This window comes from Actinokineospora globicatena, assembly GCF_024171945.1.
In the GTDB taxonomy this organism is placed as follows: domain Bacteria; phylum Actinomycetota; class Actinomycetes; order Mycobacteriales; family Pseudonocardiaceae; genus Actinokineospora; species Actinokineospora globicatena.
The window spans coordinates 425,884-447,050 of the sequence record NZ_JAMTCR010000005.1 but is presented as its reverse complement, the minus strand read 5'-3'; the positions used below and the strand labels follow the sequence as shown (position 1 = coordinate 447,050).

The window sequence follows — 21,167 nt, the reverse complement described above, 5'->3', positions numbered from 1 at the left end:
GAACAAGGTCACGCAATCAGTCGTGGCCTGCGCGCGCGCAGCGCGTTCTGGGGTGAACACAGCGTCTGCGCGCGGCACGGCCCACTCGCGTCGATCGCACCGCCACCGAGCGTGGCCGACCTTGTGAGGTTTGACGACCATGCACACAGCACGATCGACCGGATCAGTGAGTGCGGACCGACCGGCAACCGAGTTGGGCGAGTTCCTGCTCGCGACCCGGCTGCGCCGCGGCATGACGCAGTCGCGCCTGGCGGTGCGCTCCGGGGTCAGCGAGCGCACGATCCGCGACCTGGAGCTCGGCAAGGTCGAGCGCCCGCGCAAGCAGACCCTGCTGCTGCTGGCCCGCGCGCTGCACATGAGCCCGTCGGACCACCTGCGGCTGCAGTCCGGCGGCGCGGTCCCGGCCACCGCATCGCAGTTGCCGCCGAGTTCCGCCGCACCGCTGGTCGGCCGCGACCGGGTGGTCACCGGGTTGGTCGAGCTGCTCACCACCGGCGGGCACCGCTGGGTGTCGCTGGTCGGTGTCGCGGGCGTCGGCAAGAGCCGGGTGGTCGCCGAGGTGGCCAGGGCGCTGCACGACGCGGTGCCCGACCCGGTGTGGTGGGTCGACCCTGGCGCGAGCCCGGCCCCGTTGCCCGGCACCGTGGCCGACCTGCTGCTCGGCGGGGCGAGCCCGCGGTTGGCGGAGCTGGCCGCGCTGGTCGGCGACACCCCGGCGTACCTGGTGGTCGACGACCGGGTGCCCGGCCGGGTGCCGGAAGTGGGTCTGGCCGAGCTGCTGAGCCGATGCCCCCGGCTGCGGCTGCTCACCACCGCGCGCGTGCCCTCGGCCAGGCCGGAGGCGCACACCGTCGCGCTGCGGCCGCTGGCCGCGCGCGGTGACGGGCCGGACTCGCCCGCCACCCGGCTGCTGGTCTCGCGGCTGCGCGCCCAGGGCCAGGACCGCTCGTTCCCGGCGAGCGAGCTGCGCGAGCTGTGCGACGCGCTCGACGGCGTGCCCGCCGCGCTGATCGCCGCCGCGAGCTGGTTCCCGCTCTACCCGCTGCCCCGGTTGGTGGAGGCCGCCAGGCGTGATCCGTTCCAGCTGACCACCCCGGCCGGACCGGCCACCCGGCGCGTGGTCGGCGACCTGCGCGCGGCGGTGTCGGCGACGCTCGACGGGTTGCGCGGGTCGGACACCGCGCTGCTGACCGCGTTGGTCGGCGCGGGCCGGTCGGTGCGCGACGTCGCCAGGGAGCGCGGTATCCCGGAGCAGTCGGCGGCGTCGGCGCTGCACCGGTTGCTCCAGGCCGGGCTGATCCGGCCGACCGGGGTGCCCGGGGAGTTCCGCGCGCTCAACATGGTCCGGTCGCTGCTGACCCCGCGCCGGATCGGCCAGCCCCGGCGCTGACCTGGTCGGCCGGGGTGGGCCTCCAGTGGGAGACGATCCCGCCTGGTACCGGCTCACACCCCGGCCCGCTCCGGCGGGCCCTGGTCCGGTTGTCCGGCGGGGCCCGCGGGGTGGGGTTCACCGGCTGACCGGCGGTACCGTCGGGTGATGGCCGCGGGGTGGCCGCGGCCACGGGCGGACGGGGGCGAGATGGCAGACGAGTTCGACAGTGCCAGGGACACCATCACCGAGGTGGCGGAGTCGGCGGCGGCGCACGCGGGTCGGATCGCGGTGATCATCGCGGGCGCGGTGCGCGACATCGCCCGCGAGGTCGTCGACTGGGTGGGTGAGGTCGTCGAGGCGGGCGAGTCCGCGCGGCGCGGTGCCGACGAGCCGGAGGTGGTCGTCGACGTCGAGCCGGTCGAGCGGCCCGGGACGGCCGGGTCCTGATCTTTCGGGTGATCGCTCTACTGTGGACTCGCTGTCCGGCTCGGGTTCTGCCAGGCTGCTAGCCGCTGGAATCCCCTGCTGGACTAGGAGCAGAAAACCGCATGCGCACAACAGTTCTGCGTCTCGGAGCCGCACTCGGTTTCGTGGCGTTCTCCCTCGGCCTGGCCACCGCGACCGCGACGAGCGCGGCGGCCGAGACCACCGACGGCGGGGTGGCCGGTGAGTCGATCGTGCCGGACCTGACCATCAACGTGATCAACGCGGACTCGGTGAACGTGGCCAGCCCGCTGATCGACCTCACCGGCACCAACCCCTGATCGGAGCAGTCCGAGCGGGCCGGGCCGGGGCTTTTCGCTCCGGCCCGGCTTTTTTTGATCACGCCACCCACGGAAGGGCGTCCGCCGATCGTGGGCGTGGCGATCAGTGAGGCCCGCTCACCGCAGCCGATTTCTTCCCCCGAAGGTGTACCAATCGCAGCGCCAGGGCCATCTGAGCGAGAAATTCGATCACGAACGTGACCACCCCAATGTGGACTCGCCACGGGATTGTCCCTCTGGAACGCTCATGAGTGTCCAATTCGGCCAGTCACTAGGAGCTCTTCCTCATGCGCAAAGCCGCACTCCGCCTCGGTTTCCTGGCAACCGCCACGGCTCTCGCCGTCGGCTTCGCGGCCCCGACGGCCTCCGCTGAGACGACTGACGTCCCGGTGTCCGCGGTCGTCACCCTCCTCGCCAACGCGAACATCGACATCGCGGGCCTCGACGACGACCTGCTCGAGGACCTCGCCGACCACGACTCGATCTTCGAGCTGCAGGCCCTGCTCGACCTGGCCAACGACCTCGCCGAAGACCTGGACATCGACGTCGAGGACGCCCTCTGGATCATCGCCGAGGAGACCGATGACGGCCTGCTCGGCGGGCTGCTCGACGACCTGCTCGACGGCCTCGACATCGACCTTGACGTCGACCTCGACCTCGATGACCTGCTCGACGACCTGGACCTGGACATCGACCTTGACCTCGACGACCTGGACCTCGACGACATCCTCGACCTGGATGACCTGCTCGACGACATCGACCTGGACATCCTGGCCGACATCAGCATCGGTGGCCGCCACACCCACACCACCGGCACTGACAACGACACCACCAGCCCGACCGCGCCGGTGACCGACACCGTGACCGACGTGACCAGCACGGTCACCGACACGGTCGCCGACGTCACCGACAACCTGACGAACACCACCGGCGACTCGGACAACACCACCGACACCGAGAGCAAGTAACACCGCCGCTGCCAGGAGGGCCACCGACCACACCGGTTGGTGGCCCTCCTTGTTGTGTCCACAGTGATGCGTCCCGGCGCCTGTCCGACGCCGATGCGCTGGCTCGATGCGTGGAAGGCTTGTTGCCACACCCGCTCTTGCAGCGGCGATCTTGGTCCGCGAGTACGGACGGAAGGGCGTCACCGCGCTTGTCGGTGACGCCCCTCCGCCGTGTGCGTTGTCAGGTCGGTTGTGGCGTCAGATCAGCGACGGCACGATCGCGTCGATCAGGTGCGGGCCTGGCTCGGCGAGGGCGGCGGCGAACTGCTCGGCCAGTTCCTCGGCGGTGGTCGCCCTGGTGGCCGGGACGCCCATGCCCTCGGCGATGCGGGCGAAGTCCAGGTCCGGCGCGGCGAGGTCGAGCAGCGCCTTGGCCTTGGGTCCGGCGGCCTCGGCACCGACCCTGGTGAGCTCCATGCGCAGGATGGCGTAGGCGCGGTTGTTGAGGATCACCGTGGTGACGTTCAGGTTCTCCCTGGCCATCGTCCACAGCGCGGAGATCGTGTACATGGCGCTGCCGTCGGCCTGCAGGCAGATCACCGGCCGGTCCGGGCGGGCGACGGCGGCACCGACGGCGACCGGCAGGCCCTGCCCGATGGCGCCGCCGGTGAGGGTGAGCACGTCGTGGCGGGGGCCACCGGCGGTGGTCATCGGGATCATCAGGCCGGAGGTGTTGGCCTCGTCGGAGACGATCGCGCCCTCGGGCAGCAGCGCGCCGATGACCTCGGTCCAGTTCTGCGGGGTGAGCGGGCCGGAGGGCAGCGCGGGCCGGGAAGCGGCCTGCAGCACCGGTTCCACGCCGTCGGCGACCAGGTCGGCCAGCCGCTCCAGGGCGTCGACGATGTCGTCGGCCTGCTCGGCCAGCACGTGCGTCGCGCAGCCGTCCGGGGTCAGCTCGCTGGCCTTGCCGGGGTAGGCGAAGAACGACACCGGCGCCTTGGCCCCGGCCAGCACGAGGTGCCGGACGTCGGTGAGCTGCCACTGCACCTGCTCGGCGAGGTAGCCCAAGCGGTCGACGGCGGGCAAGCCCGCACCGCGCTCGATGCGGGCGGGGAAGGTCTCGGCGAACAGCTTGACCCCGGTCGCGGCGGCGATCCGGCTGGCGGCACGCAGTCCGCGTTCCCGGGTCGCGGCGCCGCCGAGGAGGAGCACGGCGGACCCGCCGGACCGCACGACTTCGGCGATCTTCGCCAGTGTCGAATCCTCCACAGTGGAGCGTGCGATCGGCGGAACCGGGTTCGCCGCGACACCACCGTCGCCCCACGACACGTCGGCGGGCAGCACCAGGTTCGCGATCCGGCCCTGGCTCGCGGCGGCGACGGCCTCTGCGGCGTCGGCACCGATGCGCGCCGGGTCGACGCAGGTCCGGTTCCAGCCGCCGGTCCAGCCGGTCACCGCGTCGATGTCGGACTCCAGCGGGGCGTCGACCGCCTTGTGGTGCTGGGCGTGGTCGCCGATCACGTTGACCACGGGGGTGTGCGCGCGCCGGGCGTTGTGCAGGTTCGCCAGGCCGTTGACCAGGCCCGGACCCAGGTGCAGCAGGGTCGCGGCGGGGCGCTCGGCCATCCGCGCGTACCCGTCGGCGGCGCCGGTGACCACGCCCTCGAACAGCGCCAGCACCCCGCGCATCTCGGGCACGGAGTCCAAGGCGGCCACGAAGTGCATCTCCGAGGTGCCGGGGTTGGCGAAGCACACCTCGACCCCGGAGTCGGCGAGGGTGCGGATCAGTGCCTGCGCGCCGTTCATGCCTGCCCTTCGTCAAGGAGAACACCGGGGTTGAGCACCCCGGCCGGGTCGAACGCCTGCTTGATCCGGCGCAGCAGGGCCAGCTTGGCGGGGTCCTCGAGGTCGAGGAAGTACCGCCGCTTGGTGCGGCCGAGGCCGTGCTCGCCGGAGATCGCGCCGCCGAGGGCCATCGCCGCGCCGAACAACGCCTTGAGCACGGTGGCGCGCTTGTCGGCGTCCTTCTGGAACAGCGCCAGGTGCACGTTGCCGTCACCCGCGTGCCCGCAGCCGACGATGAAGGTCTCGTTGGCCTGCGCGATCGCGGTGACCTCGGCCATGAACGACGGCAGCGCCGCGCGGGGCACCACGGTGTCGATCACGTCGTCGGCGCCCGCCGCTTTGGCGGTGTGGAAGGCCCGCTCGCGCGCCTCGACCAGCTTGCGCGCGGCCCCACCGGGCAGCACGTACACGTCGATGGCGCCGAGGTCGGCCAGGAGTTGCCCCGCCGCTTCCACGTCCGCGTCGAGCCGGTCCTGCTCGCGGTTCTCCAGCATCACCACCAGGTAGGCCTGCGCGGTGTCGCGGACCTCGTCGGGGACGCCGAGCTGGAGGTCGGCGGTGTAGGTGATCGCGCCCATGGTGAGGCCGTCGATGTACTCCAGGATCAACGGCGCCAACCCGGACGCGACGACCTTCGGCACGGCGGCGGTGACCCCGGCCAGGTCGCGGAACGGGGCGAGCACGGTCGCGTTGTGCCGGATCCGCGGCTGGAGCTTGAGGGTCGCCTCGGTGACCAGGGCGAGGGTTCCCTCGGAGCCGACGATGAGCTGGGTGAGGTCGTAGCCGGTGCTGGACTTGACGTACTTGCCGCCGGTCCGCAGCACCTCGCCGGTGGGCAGGACCGCTTCCAGGCCGAGCACGTGGTGGCGGGTGACCCCGTACTTGACCGCGCGCATCCCACCCGCGTTGGTGGCGACGTTGCCGCCCAGGCTGGCGCTGAGCTCCCCCGGGTACACGGGGTAGACCAAGCCCTCCGCCGCGGTGCGCTCGTCGAGCTCCCGCAACGAGACCCCGGGCTGCACGACGGCGACGTGGTTGTCGGTGTCGATCTCGAGGATCGCGTTCATCCGCTCGAAGGACACCACGATCCCGTCAGCGCTGGGGATCGCGCCGCCGGAAAGGCCGGTGCCGTGGCCGCGCGCCGTGACCGGGACCCGCTCCTCGGTGGCCAACCGCAACACTGCGGCGACCTCGTCGGCGCTGCGTGGCCGCACCACGTAGGCGGGCTGGACGAGGCTGGTGCTCAACGCCTCGTCGTGCCCGTACTCCTCGGCCGCCTCGGCCCCGCTCAGCACGTCCCCAACGACTCCCGCGAGCCTGCTGCCGATGTCCGCCATGGCACTTCCCTCCGCCGCCCAACGCCCCCAACGATAGTGCGAATCACCCGCTCCCGGTCAGCCTCACGCTGCCCCGAGCCGGGCGGGCGACACCAACTCGGCGGCGATCTCAGGCCGCTGCCCCACGATGATCCGCGCGGCGGCGACCGCGAGGGCGGGCGCCATCTGGATCCCGTACCCGCCCTGGCCCGCGAAGAAGCTGAACCCAGGGTGCCCCGGAAGCTCGCCGACGACGGGTTCGCGGTCGGGGGCGAAGGTCCGCAGACCAGCCCAAGCGGTGCGTACCGACCGGAGTCCGAGGGTGGTCACCTCGTTGACCCGATCGACCGCCAACGCCACATCAAGCTCATCCGGCTTGGCATCCCCCGGCTCAACCGGCGTCTCGTCCGCCGGGGACACCAGAACACCTGGCCCCTCCGGCCGGAAGTAGAACGTGTCCGCGACATCCGCGACCAACGGCCACCCCGCGCCAACCGGAGCATCCCCCGTCGCGATGGCGATGGTCCGCCGCAACGGCCGCAACCCCAGCGCAGGCACCCCTGCCAACTCAGCGACCCGATCAGTCCACGCCCCGGCCGCGTTGACGACCACACCCGCGCTGATCTCCTCGGTCCCCGCCGTGACTCGCCACCCAGCCCCGTCCCGGCGCACCGCCGTCACCGGAGCACCCTTGCGGATCTCACCACCCGCCGCCTTGAGCCGCCGCACATAACGCTGGTGCAACCCCATGACGTCGATGTCCCTGGTCCCCAAGTCCACCGCGAGCCCCCCGACCCGCTCCGGCCGCAACACCGGGCACAACCGCAACGCCTCATCGACCGAGATCTCCTGCACATCCCCAGCAAGCCCAGCGACGTCCCCCACCCACAACATCGGCCGCGGACTGAGCAGCCCCTCCCCGAACAACGGCAAACTCGCCTCCGTCAACGCCCGCACCACAGCCCCGCCATAACTAGGCGCGTAAACCGCCGCCGACCGCCCAGTCGTGTGCCGAGCCAAATCCGACTCCGCCTCAACCAGCACAACCGACCCGTGCACGGCCAACTCCGCCGCCACAGAAACCCCCCCGATACCCCCACCAACCACCACAACATCCCAACCCATACCCCTCACCCTACGTCCGCCCCCCGCCCCCAGCGCAGAGCCAGCTCGCGCCCAACTGAGGAGGTCACGCCCCCTTCAGCCCGACGCGAATCTGCTCAACTAGCAGCAGTGTCGCGACCACCCAGACAGCCAGGTGATAGGCGAGGGCCAACGAGCGACCCGAACGTCAATGCCCGCCACCCAGCCCGGTCGGCGTCTTTGCCAGTGGTTGGGGCTAGTGGTCCGTGCCGGCAGTCGCGGCGGCCGGACTCGGTTGAAGCCTTCCGTCGGTGGTTGTGAGGCCAGCGACCCGTGCCGGGGTCGCGGCCGACGGGCTCAGTTGGAGGTATTCGGTCGGTGGTTGTGGAGTTAGTGATTCGTGCCGGGGTCGCGGCCGCTGATGCCGAGGGCCTGCGCCAAGGGGGAGGCGTCTGGGGTGGTGGGGACCTCGGGGCCGAAGACGCCGTATTCGCGGCCCTGTTCGGCCATCGCGGCGGTGCTGTCGCGGGCGCGGGCGGCCACGTCGTCGTCGACCACGAATGGCCGGCCGGTGGCGGTCGCGAGGTCCCAGCCGTGCAGGACCAGTTCGGCTAGGAGCATGTCGTGGAAGAAGGTGGCCGGGCGTGGGCTGGACATCATCGACGTCTCGCCGTCCAGTGCGCCGGGCTCGTCCCAGGCACGCGCGGCCCGGGTGGCGCCGTCGACGAAGCGGGCGGGCCACTGCCCGGCGAAGTCGATCGACTCGTCCTCGGACCCGTCGGTGGGCGCGGGCAGTTTGCGGGCGACGCGCTCGGCGACCACCCCGCTCCAGAGAGTGAGGTGGTTGACCAGGTCCCGGACCGTCCACTCGGGACAGGGCGTCGGGCGGTCGAACTGGTCAGGGGTCACGGCGGCAGCAAGCGCCACCACACTGTCGGTGGCGCGCGACATCAGGCTCTTACTCATGCGCGGCACCCTGCCATGCCCCGGGTGCCGCCTCTTGAAGAAACGCGACCGCTGTCGGTGGCCGGGGTTACCGTGTCGCTGTGGACACGCGGGGCGTTCTGGACGAACAGACGGGTCGGACCAAGTTCCGACTGCGCACCGTCGACCCCGCGCCCGCCCTGGCTCCTTTCGTGCATTACCACTGGATCGTGTCCTGGGACCTGACGGAGCCGTTCACCCAGCAGGTCATCCCCCACCCGAACGTGCACGTCGCGTTCAGCGACGAGGGCGCCCTGGTGCACGGCATCATCCGCGGCCGCTTCACCCGGCGCCTGACCGGTCGCGGCCACGTGCTCGGCGTCCGGTTCCACCCAGGCGGGTTCCGCCCGTGGCTGGGCGACCGCGTCTCCACCCTCACCGACCGCACCCTCCCGGTGACGGACTGGCTCGGCGTGGCGGGCACGGAAAAGCCCGTCGTCGAGGCCGCGGACGACGACGCCATGGTCGCCGCCGCCGAGGCACTCCTCCTCACCCGCGTGCCCGAACCCGATCCGGTGGTCACCCAGGTCCGCGACCTGGTCTCCCTGATCCAGGACGACCTGGCCCTGACCAGGGTCGACCACTTGGCCCAGACGTCAGGACTCTCGGTCCGCGCCCTGCAGCGCCTCTTCAGCGAGTACGTCGGCGTCGGCCCGAAGTGGGTCATCCGACGCCACCGCATGCACGAGGCGGCCGCCAGAGCCGACGCGGGCGGCCCCGTCGACTGGGCCGCGCTCGCCGCCGAGCTCGGCTACTGCGACCAGGCCCATTTCACCCGCGAGTTCACCGCCGCGATCGGCGTGTCACCCGCCCGCTATAGGTTGCGAACGTGAGCGATTACGAGACCGACGACAACCCCGGTCGCATCGACATCGACGCCATCTGGGCCTACCTGTCGACCGACGCCTACTGGGGCACCTGGCGCACCAAGGAGCAGATCGCCGCCCAACTGGCCTCCGCCTGGCGCGTGGTCGGCGTCTACCACCGCGAGACCGGCGCCCAGGTCGGCTTCGCCCGCGCCATCTCCGACGGCGTGGCCACCGCCTACCTGGCCGACGTCTACGTCCTGGCCGAAGCCCGCGGCCACGGCCTCGGCAAAGCCCTGGTCCGAGCCATGATCGACGAGGGCCCCGGCGCCAAGTTCCGCTGGCTCCTGCACACCCGCGACGCCCACACCCTCTACGAGTCCTTCGGCTTCGCCGCCCCCGGCCCCATGGTCATGGAACGCCTCGGCCAGCCCTAACCCGGTCACACGTCATCCCCACCCCGCCCCAGACCTCAACCGGTGGCCGCACCAGGGCAGGCGAGTACCCGGCCTCGCCCAGCCCGTACCGGTGTGCCATCCACCCGTCCCGACGCAGATGCGGATCTAGAACCCCCGCTTGGACGGGCGAGTGAGGTGCCCGCCAAGAACACATGCCTCACAAGCCCCTCGGCCGTGCCAGCGCCCGGCCACCTGCCCAGCGCGTGGATGCCAGCCCTCGGGCTGGCGGAAGCCAACCGGCCGGAGTGGCGCACCCGCCCAGGGCAGGGCACCCGGAGACGAGGCTAGGCAGCGACCGGGCCTGTGACCTGGACAACGGAAGTGTGTCGGGACGCTGGGCGTTATGGGGGACATGGACGTGGTGGTGATCGGGGCTGGGCAGGCAGGACTGTCGGCTGCCTACTTCCTGCGACGGGCCGGGATGGAGTTCGTCGTGTTGGACGCCAACCCGGGGCCGGGTGGGGCGTGGCAGCACCGGTGGCCGAGTTTGCGGTTGGGCAAGGTGCACGGCATCCACGACCTGCCCGGGATGCCGCTCCCGTACGCGGACGCGTCGCGGCCCGCGTCCGAGGTAGTGGCGGAGTACTTCGGGGCCTACGAGCGCGAGTTCGACCTACCGGTGTTGCGGCCGGTGACGGTGCGAGCCGTGCGCGAGGTGGGCAGCGTGAGTCGAGCCGACAACGCGGGCGTGGTCGACGGGGTCAGTGGTGGGGACATACTCGGCGGGATTAGCCGAGTCGGTGGAGCCAGCGGGGTCGGGGTCGACGGAACCGGCGACCTGGTGGTTGAGACGGACGCGGGTCAGTGGACAACCCGTGCCCTGATCAACGCGACCGGGACGTGGGACAAGCCGTTCTGGCCCCACTACCCGGGCCGGTTCGCGGGTCGGCAACTGCACACCGCCGACTACGACGGGCCGGAGGAGTTCGCGGGCAAGCGCGTCATCGTCGTCGGTGGCGGTGCCTCTGGTGTGCAGGCGTTGCTGGAGATCGCCGAGGTAGCGGCCGAGACCACCTGGGTGACCCGCCGGGAGCCGGTGTGGCGTGACGAGCCGTTCACCCCGGAGTACGGCCGGGAGGTGGTCGCGAGGGTCGCCGAGGCGGTGGAGTCGGGCAGGGTGCCCGAGAGCGTCGTCAGCGTCACCGGCCTGATGCTGACCCCGGAGGTCGCGGCGGCCCGGGCCAGCGGAGTCCTCACTCGGCATCCGATGTTCGACCACCTCACCCCCACGGGCGCCGCGTGGCCGGACGGCCACGAGGCGTCCGCCGACGTCATCCTCTGGGCGACCGGCTTCCGGCACGCGCTGGACCACCTGGGTCCGCTCCACCTGCGCAACCCCGGCGGTGGCATCACGATGACCGGCACCCAGGTCGCCGCCGATCCCCGTGTCCACCTGGTCGGCTACGGCCCCTCCGCCAGCACGATCGGCGCCAACCGTGCTGGCAGAGCAGCCGTGACCGCCCTCCGGCGCTACCTCGGCTCTCCTGTACCTGCCTAACTGTTCCGACACGGCCGCGGCGGGTACCTGCGCCGCGGCGCTCGACGTGCTCCAAAGCGACGACCACGCGTCATCGCCGTCTTGGAGTCGCCCGGCTCCTCCTCCGTGACGAGCCCCGGGACAACAGCCACCTACCGGTTCCAGTGACTGAGGTCCGCGACGGCTCGTCCTCATCGAGGAGCCCCACTCACCTGTCATGCGCCCATCTCGACCCACCTCCTCGTACGTCCAAGTGACCCCACTGGCCCCGCACCCAGGATCGCGGCGGGTGGCAAGGGCTTTCAACACTTGGTCGATGGCTGTGGACAGATCGCGCGGTTGTGGATAACTCAGGGGGTGAACGGGTCCAGCTCGGGTCGTTTCGGGAGTTGGCCGTCGCCGGAGGAGCGACCGGTGAGGCGGCGGGCGATCCACGGCCCGGCGTGGGCGCGGGCCCAGCGCAGGTCGGCGGTCGCACGGTCGCGCCAAGGCGCGGGGTCGACGGGTACTGGCGCGTCCCAGTCGAAGGTCGGCTCGACGCCGAGTGCACGCAGCGTGGCCTCGGCGACCCGGCGGTGGCCCTCGGTGTTGAGGTGGATGCGGTCCGGCGCCCAAAGCCCTGGCGAGTCGAACACCCGGGAGGAGAACAGGTCGACCACCACCGCGTCGTACTCGTCGGCGAGTGTGTCCACGAGCGACAGCAGCCGGGTGATGCGCGGCAGCAGGCGGGAGCTTCCCCGCATGCGCCTGGTCGGGTCGATGACGCGGAACAACACCACCTGGCGCGAGGTCGCTGACAGGGTCCGGATCGCGTACCGGACGCGCGCCGCGAGCGCGTCCATGTCGCAGGTGGGCCGCAGGACGTCGTTCATCCCGCCCGCGAAAGTCACCAGGTCGGGGCGCATCGCCGCTGCCTGGTCGACCTGTTCGTCGACGATCTGGCGGACGAGCTTGCCGCGGATGGCGAGGTTGGCGTAGCGGAAGCCGGGGGTGTCCTCGGCGAGCCGGGCGGCGACGAGGTCGGCCCAGCCGCGGCAGGTGCCGTCGGGCCGGAAGTCGGACATGCCCTCGGTGAAGGAGTCGCCGACGGCGACCATGCTGGTGTGCGCGTTCATGGTGCGGCAATGCTAACCAGCAACTTTCGTTGCAACAGCCACCACCCGAATGGTGGCGATCGGCCTCGGTAGCCCTACCTGGTGAGTACCGTGCCAAGGGTGCGAGAGCCACTGTGGCGTAGTAAGCGCGAAGCCTTCTTCTACCTGTTGCCCGCCGCCGTCGTGCTGGTCCTGCAGGTCGCGGCCATGATCTACGAGGGTAGCCCTGACCGCGCGATCGGCTACATCGATGGCCTGGTCGCGATCGCCATGATCGGTCTGCTGGTGGTGCGCAAGTGGTACCCGGTCGCGTTGATGCTGACAACGCTGGTGGTCTCTTCCGCCTATCTGCTGTTGGAGTGGCACGCGCAAGGCGACTGGAAGCCGGATTTCGCCGCTACAGACCCATGGATGCCTGCGTCGGCACCGATCTACGTCTACACCGCGATGGTCTACGCGGGTGCGCTGGTCGGGCCCGCGCTCGTCCTAGCCTTGTTCGGTCTCGTCGTGCGGCCCTGGGACACCTCAACGGAATTGATCCTGGGCACGGTGTTGCTGGTGCTCCTACCGGCGTTGATCGGGCTCTACGTGCGAGCCCACCGAACGCTCGTACAAGCATTGACCGACCGAGCCGAACGCGCGGAACGCGAACAGCACCTCTTGGCCGAACAAGCGCGGGCAGACGAACGGGTGCGTTTGGCCGAAGAGATGCACGACGTGGTGACTCACCGCGTGAGCCTGATGGTGCTGCACGCGGGCGCGTTGGCGGTAACAGGTCCCGACGAGCGCACGAAGACAGCGGCCGAGGGGTTGCGTGTAGCCGGGTGTGAGGCGCTCAACGAGCTGCGCGAACTGGTCGGTGTTCTGCGTAACGAGACGAGTGAGCATCAGCCGCGAGAGACGGTTGACGAGCCAACGGAGGTGCCCGACCTGTCAACCCTGGTCTCGGAGTCAGAATCGGTGGGCGTGCCGGTAGAGCTAGTGCGCGACGGTAACCCTGCCCGCATCTCCGCTGCGGTTAGCCGCACCGCGTACCGAGTAGTGCAGGAGTCGCTGACCAACATCCGCAAGCACGCGCCGGGCGCGCCGACGAAGGTTCACGTGCGCTATAGCGGTGACCGCGTGCGGTTGACGGTCCGCAACGCGACCGCCACACAGTCCGTCGATAGTGGACTGTCCAGTTCAGGTTCCGGGTCAGGTCTGACAGGCTTGCGGCAACGGGTCGAGCTCGTCGGGGGGACGTTGACCTCGGGTCCTCTGCCCAGCGGGGGTTTCGAGGTCGACGCCGTGCTCCCCGCGTACGTGCCGACCCCGGAAAGCGTGTAAATGGCCAGTGCTGTCATCCGTGTCGTCGTGGTGGACGACGAGCCGATGGTGTGCGCGCACCTGCGGACCATCCTCGGCTCCGCACCGGACATCGACGTGGTCGACACCGCGCAAGATGGCGCCGCCGCGGTAGAGGCCGTGGTGCGCCACCAGCCGCACGTGGTGCTGATGGACCTGCGGATGCAGGGGGTAGATGGGCTGACCGCGATAGAGCGGATAGTGCGGCTGCCTAGCGCGCCCGCGGTGGTAGCGCTAACGACGTTCGACGCCGACCAGTACGTGATCAGGGCCTTGCGCGCGGGGGCAGCAGGGTTCCTGGTGAAGACCACCCCGCCGGAAGACCTGATCAGCCTCGTTAGGGTCGCCGCCGATGGGCACACGGTCCTCTCCCCGGCCGCGACCAGCCGGTTGGTGGCGGCGCGGGTGGGTGAGCAGGCGGCTCGCGACCGGGCGGTACGGCGGGTGCGGGACCTGACCGAGCGGGAGACCGAGGTGTTGACCGGGCTCGGCGCCGGGTTGTCCAACGCGCAGATCGCGGACCGGCTGTCGCTGAGCGAGGCCACGGTCAAGAGCTACGTGTCGCGGATGCTGGTCAAGCTGGAGTGCGCTAACCGGACGCAGGCAGGCCTCTTGGCCTACGACGCGGGGCTGGTCACGCGCTGACGGTACGGCGTTTGGACCTGTCTGGGGGCACCACGGCTGGTCTAGGTTCCGCGACATGAAGCGACCCCTCATCATCGGCGTGCTCGCTGTCGTGGCGGCGAGCACGCTGGCCGTGCCTGCCTCCGCGACGCCAGACGCCGGGACAGCGGGCCACGGTCTTACCCTGACCTGGCGGTTGTCCCCCACCGGATCCGAAGCGCGGTTGCGTGGCCTGTCCGCGGTCAGCGCCAAGGTCGCGTGGGCCAGCGGCAGCGGTGGCACTGTCCTGCGCACCACCGACGGTGGCCGTACCTGGTCCCGTACCTCCCCACCCGGCACCGAGACCCTGGAACTACGCGACATCGAGGCGTTCGACGCACGCACGGCGGTAGCGCTAAGCATCGGTCCCGGCGACCAGTCACGGATCTTCCGCACCACCGACGGTGGCGCTACCTGGGCCGAGACCTTTCGCAATGCCGAGGCCGCAGGGTTCTACGACTGTCTAGCGTTCTTCGACCGCAAGCACGGCCTAGCGCTAAGCGACCCGATCGACGGCAAGTTCCGACTGCTCTCCACGGACGACGGTGGCCGTACCTGGTCGGTCGTCCCCATCGACGGCATGCCGCCCGCGTTGGACGGTGAGTTCGCGTTCGCCGCGAGTGGCCAGTGCGTCAGCGTGGCGGGTGCGCGCGACGCGTGGATCGCGACCGGCGGCGGTTCGAAGGCACGGGTCTTGCACTCGTCCGACCGTGGCCGGACCTGGACCGTGAGCGACACCGTCCTGGCCAGCAACGCGAGCGCGGGTGTCTTCGCGACCGCGTTCCGCGACCGATCCCGTGGCATCGCCGTCGGCGGTGACTACGCCAAGCCTGACGGTGCGGTCGACGCGCTAGGCACTACCCGTGACGGTGGCCGTACCTGGCAGAAGCCGTCGTCAGCGCCCAAGGGCTACCGCTCGGGCATCACCTGGCACCCGTTCCTGCACACGGTGGCAATCACCGTTGGACCTACCGGAAGCGACATCACCCTGGACGAGGGACGCAACTGGCGGGCGTTCGACAGCGGTAGCTTCGACACCGTCGACTGCGCCGCGGACGGGTCTTGCTGGGCCGCTGGTGAGAAGGGCCGTGTGGCCACCTTGCGCCTAGGGTTCTGACCATGCCTTCTAGCATCGTGAACATCGCTTTCGACGCTAACGACAACTACGCCTTGGCCCAGTGGTGGTCCCAGGTCGTGGGGCACCCGGTGGACCCGGAGTGCGTCGACGGCGAGGAAGAGGCGTGGATCCAGGTCCCCGGCGGTCCGACGCTGTTCTTCAACCGGGTGCCTGAGCCCAAGACGGTCAAGAACCGGCTCCACCTGTGCCTGCAGCCCGACATCCCGCGCGACGAGGAGGTCGAGCGGCTGGTCGCGGCCGGTGCCCGGGTGGTCGACGACCGGCGCCAGTCCAACGGGACCGGCTGGGCCGTGCTCGCCGACCCGCAGGGCAACGAGTTCTGCGTGCTGCGCAGCGCCGCAGAGCGGTCCGCCACGGCCTGACCCGGTCCACAGCGCCCCGGTGGTCGACAACCACCGGGGCGCTGCCGCGTCCAGGGCCGGAATGCCCGGCATAACCGAGGCGAATCGGGCGCGGGCGGTTCACGAACGCTAACACCATGTGGTCTGGACCACTATTTCCCACCATTCGGCCGGTCCGGTTGCCGGCTGTCCACAGCGGCCACGCGGTGCCGAACTTGTGGTCACCGCACAAGAACCACTGCCCAAGTATGTGGTCTGGACCACTATACCCCACCGGTTCTCGTGGTCGACCTGTGCGAACTCCGCCGATTGTGGGACCGGGGCATTACAAATCGCCGACGAGGCCGGATGATGGCCGGGTGACCGTTTCCTCGCCACAGCGCGGTTTGCTGGAGATCATCGCCTTGACCGTCGCCGACGCGGTGGCCGCCCAACAGGGTGGCGCCGACCGGATCGAAGTCGTCGCCCAGATGGACCGGGATGGCCTGACCCCCGATCCCGAACTGGTCGCCGAGATGCGCGCCGCGGTGGACATCCCGCTGCGGGTGATGGTGCGCGGCACCGACGGCTTCACCGCCGACGACGCCGAGGTGACCCGGCTGGTCAGCACGGTCGGCGAGTTGCGCGAGGCGGGGGCCCGGGAGTTCGTGCTCGGCTTCCTCACCGAGCAGGGCCAGGTCGACCTGGACGCCACCAACGCCGTGCTCGGCGCCATCGACGGCTGCCCCTGGACCTTCCACCGCGCCGTCGACCACGCCACCGACGCCCAGCAGGCCTGGGCCGCGCTGCGCGGTCTCCCGGGCTTGGACACGGTGCTGACGGCGGGGTCGGCTCGCGGCCTCGAGGACGGCCTCCCCCGCCTCGCCGCCCGCGAGGACTGGCGCGCGGCAGGTGTCCGCCTCCTGGCTGGTGGGGGCCTCAAGCACGCCCACGTGCCTGGCCTGCGGTCCATCGGCGTCACCGCCATCCACGCCGGTGGGCTTGTGCGGGACAACTGGGCGGCCCCGGTGGAGGTCGACCGCGTCCGCGCCCTCCGCGCCCTGCTGGACACCTGACCCCGGCCACTCGACGGCAGTTGTCCACAACCCCTCGAACTGTCCACAGCCGCCGACCCCGCCTGGTTTCCCCAGGTCACCCCGCCATACTGTGGAATCGAGGGGCCACTGGACGATCTTGGCCCGAAGCGGGGAGGGACCTGTGACAACGATCCGGACCGAGCGCACCGGGGAGCACGTCTTCACGGCGGTCAACGACCGGGGGGCGTCGGTCGCGGTGGGGCGCGCGGGGCAGGACGGGGTGTTCAGCCCGGTCGAGCTGCTCCTCGCGGCCGCGGCGACCTGCGTGGGCATCACGGCGGAGGAGTTGGTGCTGCGCCGGACCGGGTCGGCCCCCGTGGTCGACGCGACGGATGTCCGGCCGCCGGGCGCGCACGAGTTGAACGGGGTGCGCGTCGACGTGGGCATCGACATGAGCGGGCTGGACGACGCGGCGCGCCAAGAACTGCTCGACGTGGTCGACCGGGCCGTCAACGCGCTGTGCACCGTGACGCGGACCTTGAAGCGGTCCACCGCGATCGACATGGTGGTGGCGCCGTGAGGAACTCGCACTGCTCCTTCTGCGGTACCCGCTTCCCGGATGGCCTCTCCTGGCCTCGGCGGTGCGAGCACTGCACACAAACGTCGTACCTGAATCCGATTCCGGTTGCCGTACTACTGCTGCCGGTCGATGACGGGCTCTTAGTCGTTCGGCGCGACATCGAGCCGAAGGAGTTGGCGTTACCCGGTGGGTTCGTGGACTACGGCGAGTCGTGGCAGGTAGCAGCGGCACGAGAGCTGCGCGAAGAGGCTGGTGTCACTGTCGACGCTGGTCAGATCACGCTGTTCGACGCCTTAAGCGCCCCAGACGGCACGCTCTTGGTCTTCGGCTTGGCTCCGGCGACGACCGAGTCAGCCCTACCGCCTTCCGCCCCGACGAACGAGACGACGGGCTGGGAGTTGGTCCGCGGTCCCGTCCCGTTGGCGTTCCCACTGCACACCCAGGTGATCCAGACGTACTTCGATCGGAGGTAAGACCACAAAGGACGCTCCGCCCAACGGTGGACGCCCGCCTCATCCTGAAGCCGGATGACCCCCGGTAATCACCCGATTACCGTCCTCCCCAGGTCGAGCGATCGGCCGCGAGGGGGGACTGGGGGTGCGGTCCCCGCCGGGCGCGACTCGGCGGGGGCTACCCTCCCCCGGTGGACATCCCGGTTCTGGTGGTCGCGGGCTTCCTCGGCGCCGGCAAGACCACGCTGCTCAACCACCTGCTGCGCACCGCGTCCGGCCTGCGCGTCGGCGTCATCGTCAACGACTTCGGCAAGGTCAACATCGACGCGTTGACCGTGGCCGCGCAGGTCGACTCGATGGTGTCGCTGGGCAACGGCTGCCTGTGCTGTGCGGTCGACCCCGAAGACCTGGACGCGATGCTGGACCGGCTCGCGCACCCGGATGGACCAGTCGACGTGATCGTCATCGAGGCGAGCGGGCTCGCGGAGCCACCCGCGATGGTGAAGATGCTGCTGGCCAGTGCCAACCCGCACATCCGGTACGCGGGGCTGGTCGAGGTGGTCGACGCCGCCGAGTTCACCGAGACCCGGCGCACGCACCCCCGGTTGGACCTGCACCTGCGGCAGGCCGACCTGGTGTTGCTCAACAAGGCCGACCGGGCCGGTCCCGGCGTGTTGGAGCTGGTGCGCGAACTGGCCGAGGGAACGCCGGTGGTGCCGACCGAGTACGGCAGGGTTGACCCGGCGCTGCTGTTCGACCCGGTCGACCGGCCGGACCCGGTGGAGCGGCAACTGTCCTTCGAGGACCTGGTGGAGCACGAGGAGCACCTGCACGCGGGCTACGCGAGCATCGAGTTCGGGCACGACGAGCCGTTGCACCCGCTGCGGTTCGCGCGGTTCCTGACCGAGCGGCCCGCTGGGCTGTACCGGATGAAGGGCTTCGCCTGGTTCGCGGGGACCGACGGGGCGCTGGGGGTGCAGACCGTCGGGTCGTCGGTGTGGGTGACGCCGGTGGTGGACGCCGGGCGGCGGACTGATCTGGTGCTGATCGGGGCCGAGTTGGACGCCGCCGCGATCACCGCCGAACTCACCGCCGCAGTGGTCACCGCGGATGACACCGTCGATCCGCTGGACCTGCTGTCGATCACCCGCTACCAGTCCTCAGTGGACTAGAACGCGGCGGGCACCCTGGGGTGCCCGCCGCGCCGGGGAACTAGCGGGTGGTGCGCTTGGTGATCGCCCTGGCGACGCTGCCCGCGGAGACGGTGACGTCATCGGCGAACACGGTGCCGAGGCCGTACCAGCCGTGGACGTAGACCGTCACGGCACCGCTGGCGCCAGTGGTGAACGGCAGCGACACTTCCTGCCAGTCAGCCGGGGAAGCCCAGGTGCTGGCGGTAGCGCCACCGCGAACACCGATGAACGCGTAAGTGCCCTTGACCCAGGCCCGCAGCGTGTAAGCGGTGTTGGGCTGCAGGGTCAGCGCCTGCGACGCCTCACCGGTGCTGGAGTTGGTCGCGGCGACCGAGAGTGCGTAAGAGCCGCCGTGGGCGCCGGAGTTGACGACCGAGGTACCCGAGAGCGCGGTCCACGGGGCCAACGAGCCGGTCTCGAAGTCACCGTTGACGACCGGGCCGGTCGGCGGCGTACCACCGTTGACCGTCACCGTGAAGCTGGCGCTGTGCTTGCCCGAAGCCGCCGAACCACCGATGTAGAAGTCGTAGGTGCCGGGCGTGGCCGACGCGGTGGTGGTGACCGTGATGGTCGCGTTGTTGCCCGCGGTGACCGAGGTCGGGCTGATCGCGACGCTGACACCGCTCTGCGGCTTGGTGGCGCTCAGCGTGATGGTCTGCGGGGTACCCGTGGCCGTGGTGTTCAACGTGGTCGTCGCGGTCTTGCCGCGGTCGAGGGTCACGTTGGACGGGTTGACCGCGAGGCCGAAGTCGTTACCCGGCTGGGTTCCGTTGACCGTGACGGCGACCGTCGCGCTGTGGGTGCCAGAAGCGGCGGAACCGGTAACCGTGAACTGGTAGGTACCCGGGGTCGCGTTGCTGTTGGCGGTGAAGGTGACCGTCGCCGAGTTGCCCGCGGTGACGCTACCGGGGTTGACGGCCGCGGTGACTCCACCTTGCGCGGCACCGGCCGAGAGGGTGACGGTCTGCGCGGCACCGGTCGTGACGGCGGTGCTGACGGTGGAGGTGGCGGTCTTGCCCGGGTCGAGGCTGACCGAAGCGGGGTTCACCGACAGCGAGAAGTCGTCCGACGGGTTCTGGCTGCCACCGGTGAACGGCGCGAAGGTCTTGCTGAAGTAGTAGAGCTCCTGCGCGATGCCGGAGCAGTCGTCGCGGGCAGCGCCACCGGGGCAGTTGCCGTTGTCGCGCTGCAGGGCCCAGAACGACAGGGTGTTGATCCCCTTCTGCAGGGCCCAGTTGTAGACGGTGACCGCGTCGGCCTTGGTGAAGGTCTCGGCCGGGCCGAAGTCGTCGACGCCGATCATCTCGGTGACGCCGACCATGCCCCACAGCTGCGCCTGGGTCTTGCTCGGGTACAGCTGCGCGAGGGTGTTGACCAGGCCCTGGGACGCCGTCTTGGTGTCCTCGGCCATGTTGTGCGTGCCCGCGTTGTCGTAGTAGTCGAACGTCATGATGTTGACGACGTCGACCTCGGCGTTGTTCTGCACCGCGTTGCGCAGCAGGGCGATGCCGTTCTGCGCCAGGCCGGTCGTCGTGGTCGGCAGGGTGTAGGAGAACTGGATCTGCCTGCCGTTGGCCTTCGCCCAGTCCTTGGTGAGCTTGACGGCCTTGTTGCGGCGGTCGACACCCGCGGTGTTGTCCAGCGCGTCGATCTCGATGTCGAGGTCGATCCGGCTGATGTCGTAGGTGGTGATCAGCCGCTGGTACTCGGCGGCGATCTTGTTGACGTCGGTGCAGCTGTCGGCCAGCTCCGTGCCGGTGGTGTCGGCGGTGTAGCCGCCGAAGGACGGGATGACGTCACCGCCCGCGGCCTGGATCTGCTTGATCTGCGCGCCGAAGGTCGCCTGACCGATCGGCATGCTGGTGTCGCCGTTCCACAGCGCGGTGCACGAGCCGGGACTGGCGGTCTGCAGGAAGGCCATCGTGAGGTACTTGGCGCCGGAGGCGGCCGAGAGGGTGGCCGGGTTCTCGCCGGTCCACGCCTCGAAATAGGGCGCGAAGACCCTGGTGGGAAGGGGTTTGGCCGCCACGGTGGTGGTCTTGCCGCTCGGCGCGGCCTGCGCCGAGTTCGTCGCCATGGTGATCCCGACGACGGACGCCGCCGCGGCCGCGGTGGCGATCAGGGCGGTGAGTGGTCTGGACAGCCGCATGGTTTGCGCTCCAGTGCAGGGTGGGTGACACGACCGGGTGGACAGCCCCGACCGCGTTCGGTGCCTCCCAAAATTGGACTAGACCAAACCCGATGTCAAGGGTGCTGCGGTGGATGGTCGAACCATTTCCGCACATCCCGTGCCA

Annotated in this window: 21 protein-coding genes; 15 read left to right on the top strand and 6 right to left on the bottom strand. The window is 70.4% G+C overall.

Features of this window, described 5'->3' with window-relative positions:
• Window positions 1-139: 139 nt before the first annotated feature.
• The 4 genes from LV79_RS25775 to LV79_RS25760 all read left to right on the top strand — a co-directional run bounded on the left by LV79_RS25775 (window position 140) and on the right by LV79_RS25760 (window position 3,104).
• A complete protein-coding gene (locus LV79_RS25775) occupies window positions 140-1,390 on the top strand; it encodes a helix-turn-helix domain-containing protein (RefSeq protein WP_253840815.1) in 1,251 nt (416 codons plus the stop codon).
• A 189-nt stretch (window positions 1,391-1,579) separates the two neighbouring features.
• Window positions 1,580-1,819, top strand: coding sequence for a hypothetical protein (locus tag LV79_RS25770; RefSeq protein ID WP_253840814.1), 240 nt, complete (start codon window positions 1,580-1,582; stop codon window positions 1,817-1,819).
• A gap of 101 nt (window positions 1,820-1,920) precedes the next feature.
• Window positions 1,921-2,136 (top strand): hypothetical protein, encoded by a 216-nt coding sequence (locus tag LV79_RS25765; RefSeq protein ID WP_253840813.1) that lies wholly within the window; start codon window positions 1,921-1,923, stop codon window positions 2,134-2,136.
• Window positions 2,137-2,423: 287 nt separating this feature from the next.
• Window positions 2,424-3,104 (top strand): hypothetical protein, encoded by a 681-nt coding sequence (locus LV79_RS25760; protein ID WP_253840812.1) that lies wholly within the window; start codon window positions 2,424-2,426, stop codon window positions 3,102-3,104.
• Between the two features lie 237 nt (window positions 3,105-3,341).
• Here LV79_RS25760 and LV79_RS25755 read toward each other — a convergent pair whose 3' ends face one another.
• From LV79_RS25755 to LV79_RS25740, 4 genes are all read right to left on the bottom strand, one after another.
• On the bottom strand, window positions 3,342-4,889 hold the full coding sequence (locus LV79_RS25755) for an acetolactate synthase large subunit (RefSeq protein ID WP_253840811.1): 1,548 nt from the start codon (window positions 4,887-4,889) through the stop codon (window positions 3,342-3,344).
• Window positions 4,886-6,265 (bottom strand): FAD-binding oxidoreductase, encoded by a 1,380-nt coding sequence (locus LV79_RS25750; RefSeq protein ID WP_253840810.1) that lies wholly within the window; start codon window positions 6,263-6,265, stop codon window positions 4,886-4,888. The genes LV79_RS25755 and LV79_RS25750 overlap by 4 nt, the downstream gene beginning before the upstream one ends.
• A 63-nt stretch (window positions 6,266-6,328) precedes the next feature.
• Window positions 6,329-7,369 carry an NAD(P)/FAD-dependent oxidoreductase gene (locus LV79_RS25745; protein ID WP_253840809.1) on the bottom strand — a complete coding sequence of 347 codons (1,041 nt, stop codon included), beginning with the start codon at window positions 7,367-7,369 and terminating at the stop codon, window positions 6,329-6,331.
• A gap of 348 nt (window positions 7,370-7,717) precedes the next feature.
• Complete coding sequence (locus tag LV79_RS25740) at window positions 7,718-8,293, bottom strand: TIGR03086 family metal-binding protein (RefSeq protein ID WP_253840808.1); 576 nt, start codon at window positions 8,291-8,293, stop codon at window positions 7,718-7,720.
• Between the two features lie 80 nt (window positions 8,294-8,373).
• Between LV79_RS25740 and LV79_RS25735 the strand changes: the two genes are divergently transcribed.
• The 3 genes from LV79_RS25735 to LV79_RS25725 all read left to right on the top strand — a co-directional run bounded on the left by LV79_RS25735 (window position 8,374) and on the right by LV79_RS25725 (window position 11,073).
• A complete protein-coding gene (locus tag LV79_RS25735; protein ID WP_253840807.1) occupies window positions 8,374-9,144 on the top strand; it encodes a helix-turn-helix domain-containing protein in 771 nt (256 codons plus the stop codon).
• The gene (locus LV79_RS25730; RefSeq protein WP_253840806.1) at window positions 9,141-9,554 is read left to right on the top strand and encodes a GNAT family N-acetyltransferase; all 414 of its coding nucleotides are present in this window, start codon (window positions 9,141-9,143) and stop codon (window positions 9,552-9,554) included. Before LV79_RS25735 ends, LV79_RS25730 begins: the two co-directional genes overlap by 4 nt.
• 364 nt (window positions 9,555-9,918) lie before the next feature.
• Window positions 9,919-11,073, top strand: coding sequence for an FAD-dependent oxidoreductase (locus LV79_RS25725; RefSeq protein ID WP_253840805.1), 1,155 nt, complete (start codon window positions 9,919-9,921; stop codon window positions 11,071-11,073).
• A 329-nt stretch (window positions 11,074-11,402) separates the two neighbouring features.
• Here the strand turns inward: LV79_RS25725 and LV79_RS25720 are convergent, their stop codons facing one another.
• Window positions 11,403-12,167 (bottom strand): SGNH/GDSL hydrolase family protein, encoded by a 765-nt coding sequence (locus LV79_RS25720; protein ID WP_253840804.1) that lies wholly within the window; start codon window positions 12,165-12,167, stop codon window positions 11,403-11,405.
• A 99-nt stretch (window positions 12,168-12,266) separates the two neighbouring features.
• On the opposite strand from LV79_RS25720, the gene LV79_RS25715 reads away from it, so the two are divergent.
• The 8 genes from LV79_RS25715 (at window position 12,267) to LV79_RS25680 (ending at window position 18,852) form a co-directional block, all read left to right on the top strand.
• On the top strand, window positions 12,267-13,472 hold the full coding sequence (locus tag LV79_RS25715) for a sensor histidine kinase (RefSeq protein WP_253840803.1): 1,206 nt from the start codon (window positions 12,267-12,269) through the stop codon (window positions 13,470-13,472).
• Window positions 13,473-14,135 carry a response regulator gene (locus LV79_RS25710; RefSeq protein ID WP_253840802.1) on the top strand — a complete coding sequence of 221 codons (663 nt, stop codon included), beginning with the start codon at window positions 13,473-13,475 and terminating at the stop codon, window positions 14,133-14,135. It abuts the gene before it with no gap.
• 55 nt (window positions 14,136-14,190) lie between these two features.
• Window positions 14,191-15,270 carry a beta propeller repeat protein gene (locus LV79_RS25705; RefSeq protein ID WP_253840801.1) on the top strand — a complete coding sequence of 360 codons (1,080 nt, stop codon included), beginning with the start codon at window positions 14,191-14,193 and terminating at the stop codon, window positions 15,268-15,270.
• Between the two features lie 2 nt (window positions 15,271-15,272).
• Complete coding sequence (locus tag LV79_RS25700) at window positions 15,273-15,653, top strand: VOC family protein (protein ID WP_253840800.1); 381 nt, start codon at window positions 15,273-15,275, stop codon at window positions 15,651-15,653.
• Window positions 15,654-15,991: 338 nt separating this feature from the next.
• Window positions 15,992-16,687 carry a copper homeostasis protein CutC gene (locus LV79_RS25695; RefSeq protein ID WP_253840799.1) on the top strand — a complete coding sequence of 232 codons (696 nt, stop codon included), beginning with the start codon at window positions 15,992-15,994 and terminating at the stop codon, window positions 16,685-16,687.
• Window positions 16,688-16,829: 142 nt separating this feature from the next.
• The gene (locus LV79_RS25690; protein ID WP_253840798.1) at window positions 16,830-17,228 is read left to right on the top strand and encodes an OsmC family protein; all 399 of its coding nucleotides are present in this window, start codon (window positions 16,830-16,832) and stop codon (window positions 17,226-17,228) included.
• Window positions 17,225-17,701: an NUDIX domain-containing protein gene (locus LV79_RS25685; protein WP_253840797.1), complete on the top strand. Its 477-nt coding sequence runs from the start codon at window positions 17,225-17,227 to the stop codon at window positions 17,699-17,701. The genes LV79_RS25690 and LV79_RS25685 overlap by 4 nt, the downstream gene beginning before the upstream one ends.
• Window positions 17,702-17,871: 170 nt before the next feature.
• Window positions 17,872-18,852, top strand: coding sequence for a CobW family GTP-binding protein (locus LV79_RS25680; RefSeq protein ID WP_253840796.1), 981 nt, complete (start codon window positions 17,872-17,874; stop codon window positions 18,850-18,852).
• Between the two features lie 40 nt (window positions 18,853-18,892).
• On the opposite strand, the gene LV79_RS25675 is transcribed toward LV79_RS25680, so the two are convergent.
• Window positions 18,893-21,022, bottom strand: coding sequence for a glycosyl hydrolase family 18 protein (locus LV79_RS25675; protein WP_253840795.1), 2,130 nt, complete (start codon window positions 21,020-21,022; stop codon window positions 18,893-18,895).
• Window positions 21,023-21,167: the final 145 nt, after the last annotated feature.

Bases quoted from the DNA above. Each gene is read 5' to 3' on its own strand.
- LV79_RS25710 (WP_253840802.1), top strand. From the start codon at position 13,473: ATGGCCAGTGCTGTCATCCGTGTCGTCGTGGTGGACGACGAGCCGATG.
- LV79_RS25725 (WP_253840805.1), top strand. From the start codon at position 9,919: ATGGGGGACATGGACGTGGTGGTGATCGGGGCTGGGCAGGCAGGACTG.
- LV79_RS25705 (WP_253840801.1), top strand. From the start codon at position 14,191: ATGAAGCGACCCCTCATCATCGGCGTGCTCGCTGTCGTGGCGGCGAGC.
- LV79_RS25770 (WP_253840814.1), top strand. From the start codon at position 1,580: ATGGCAGACGAGTTCGACAGTGCCAGGGACACCATCACCGAGGTGGCG.
- LV79_RS25760 (WP_253840812.1), top strand. From the start codon at position 2,424: ATGCGCAAAGCCGCACTCCGCCTCGGTTTCCTGGCAACCGCCACGGCT.
- LV79_RS25700 (WP_253840800.1), top strand. From the start codon at position 15,273: ATGCCTTCTAGCATCGTGAACATCGCTTTCGACGCTAACGACAACTAC.
- LV79_RS25745 (WP_253840809.1), bottom strand. From the start codon at position 7,369: ATGGGTTGGGATGTTGTGGTGGTTGGTGGGGGTATCGGGGGGGTTTCT.
- LV79_RS25755 (WP_253840811.1), bottom strand. From the start codon at position 4,889: ATGAACGGCGCGCAGGCACTGATCCGCACCCTCGCCGACTCCGGGGTC.
- LV79_RS25775 (WP_253840815.1), top strand. From the start codon at position 140: ATGCACACAGCACGATCGACCGGATCAGTGAGTGCGGACCGACCGGCA.
- LV79_RS25750 (WP_253840810.1), bottom strand. From the start codon at position 6,265: ATGGCGGACATCGGCAGCAGGCTCGCGGGAGTCGTTGGGGACGTGCTG.
- LV79_RS25675 (WP_253840795.1), bottom strand. From the start codon at position 21,022: ATGCGGCTGTCCAGACCACTCACCGCCCTGATCGCCACCGCGGCCGCG.
- LV79_RS25720 (WP_253840804.1), bottom strand. From the start codon at position 12,167: ATGAACGCGCACACCAGCATGGTCGCCGTCGGCGACTCCTTCACCGAG.
- LV79_RS25740 (WP_253840808.1), bottom strand. From the start codon at position 8,293: ATGAGTAAGAGCCTGATGTCGCGCGCCACCGACAGTGTGGTGGCGCTT.
- LV79_RS25765 (WP_253840813.1), top strand. From the start codon at position 1,921: ATGCGCACAACAGTTCTGCGTCTCGGAGCCGCACTCGGTTTCGTGGCG.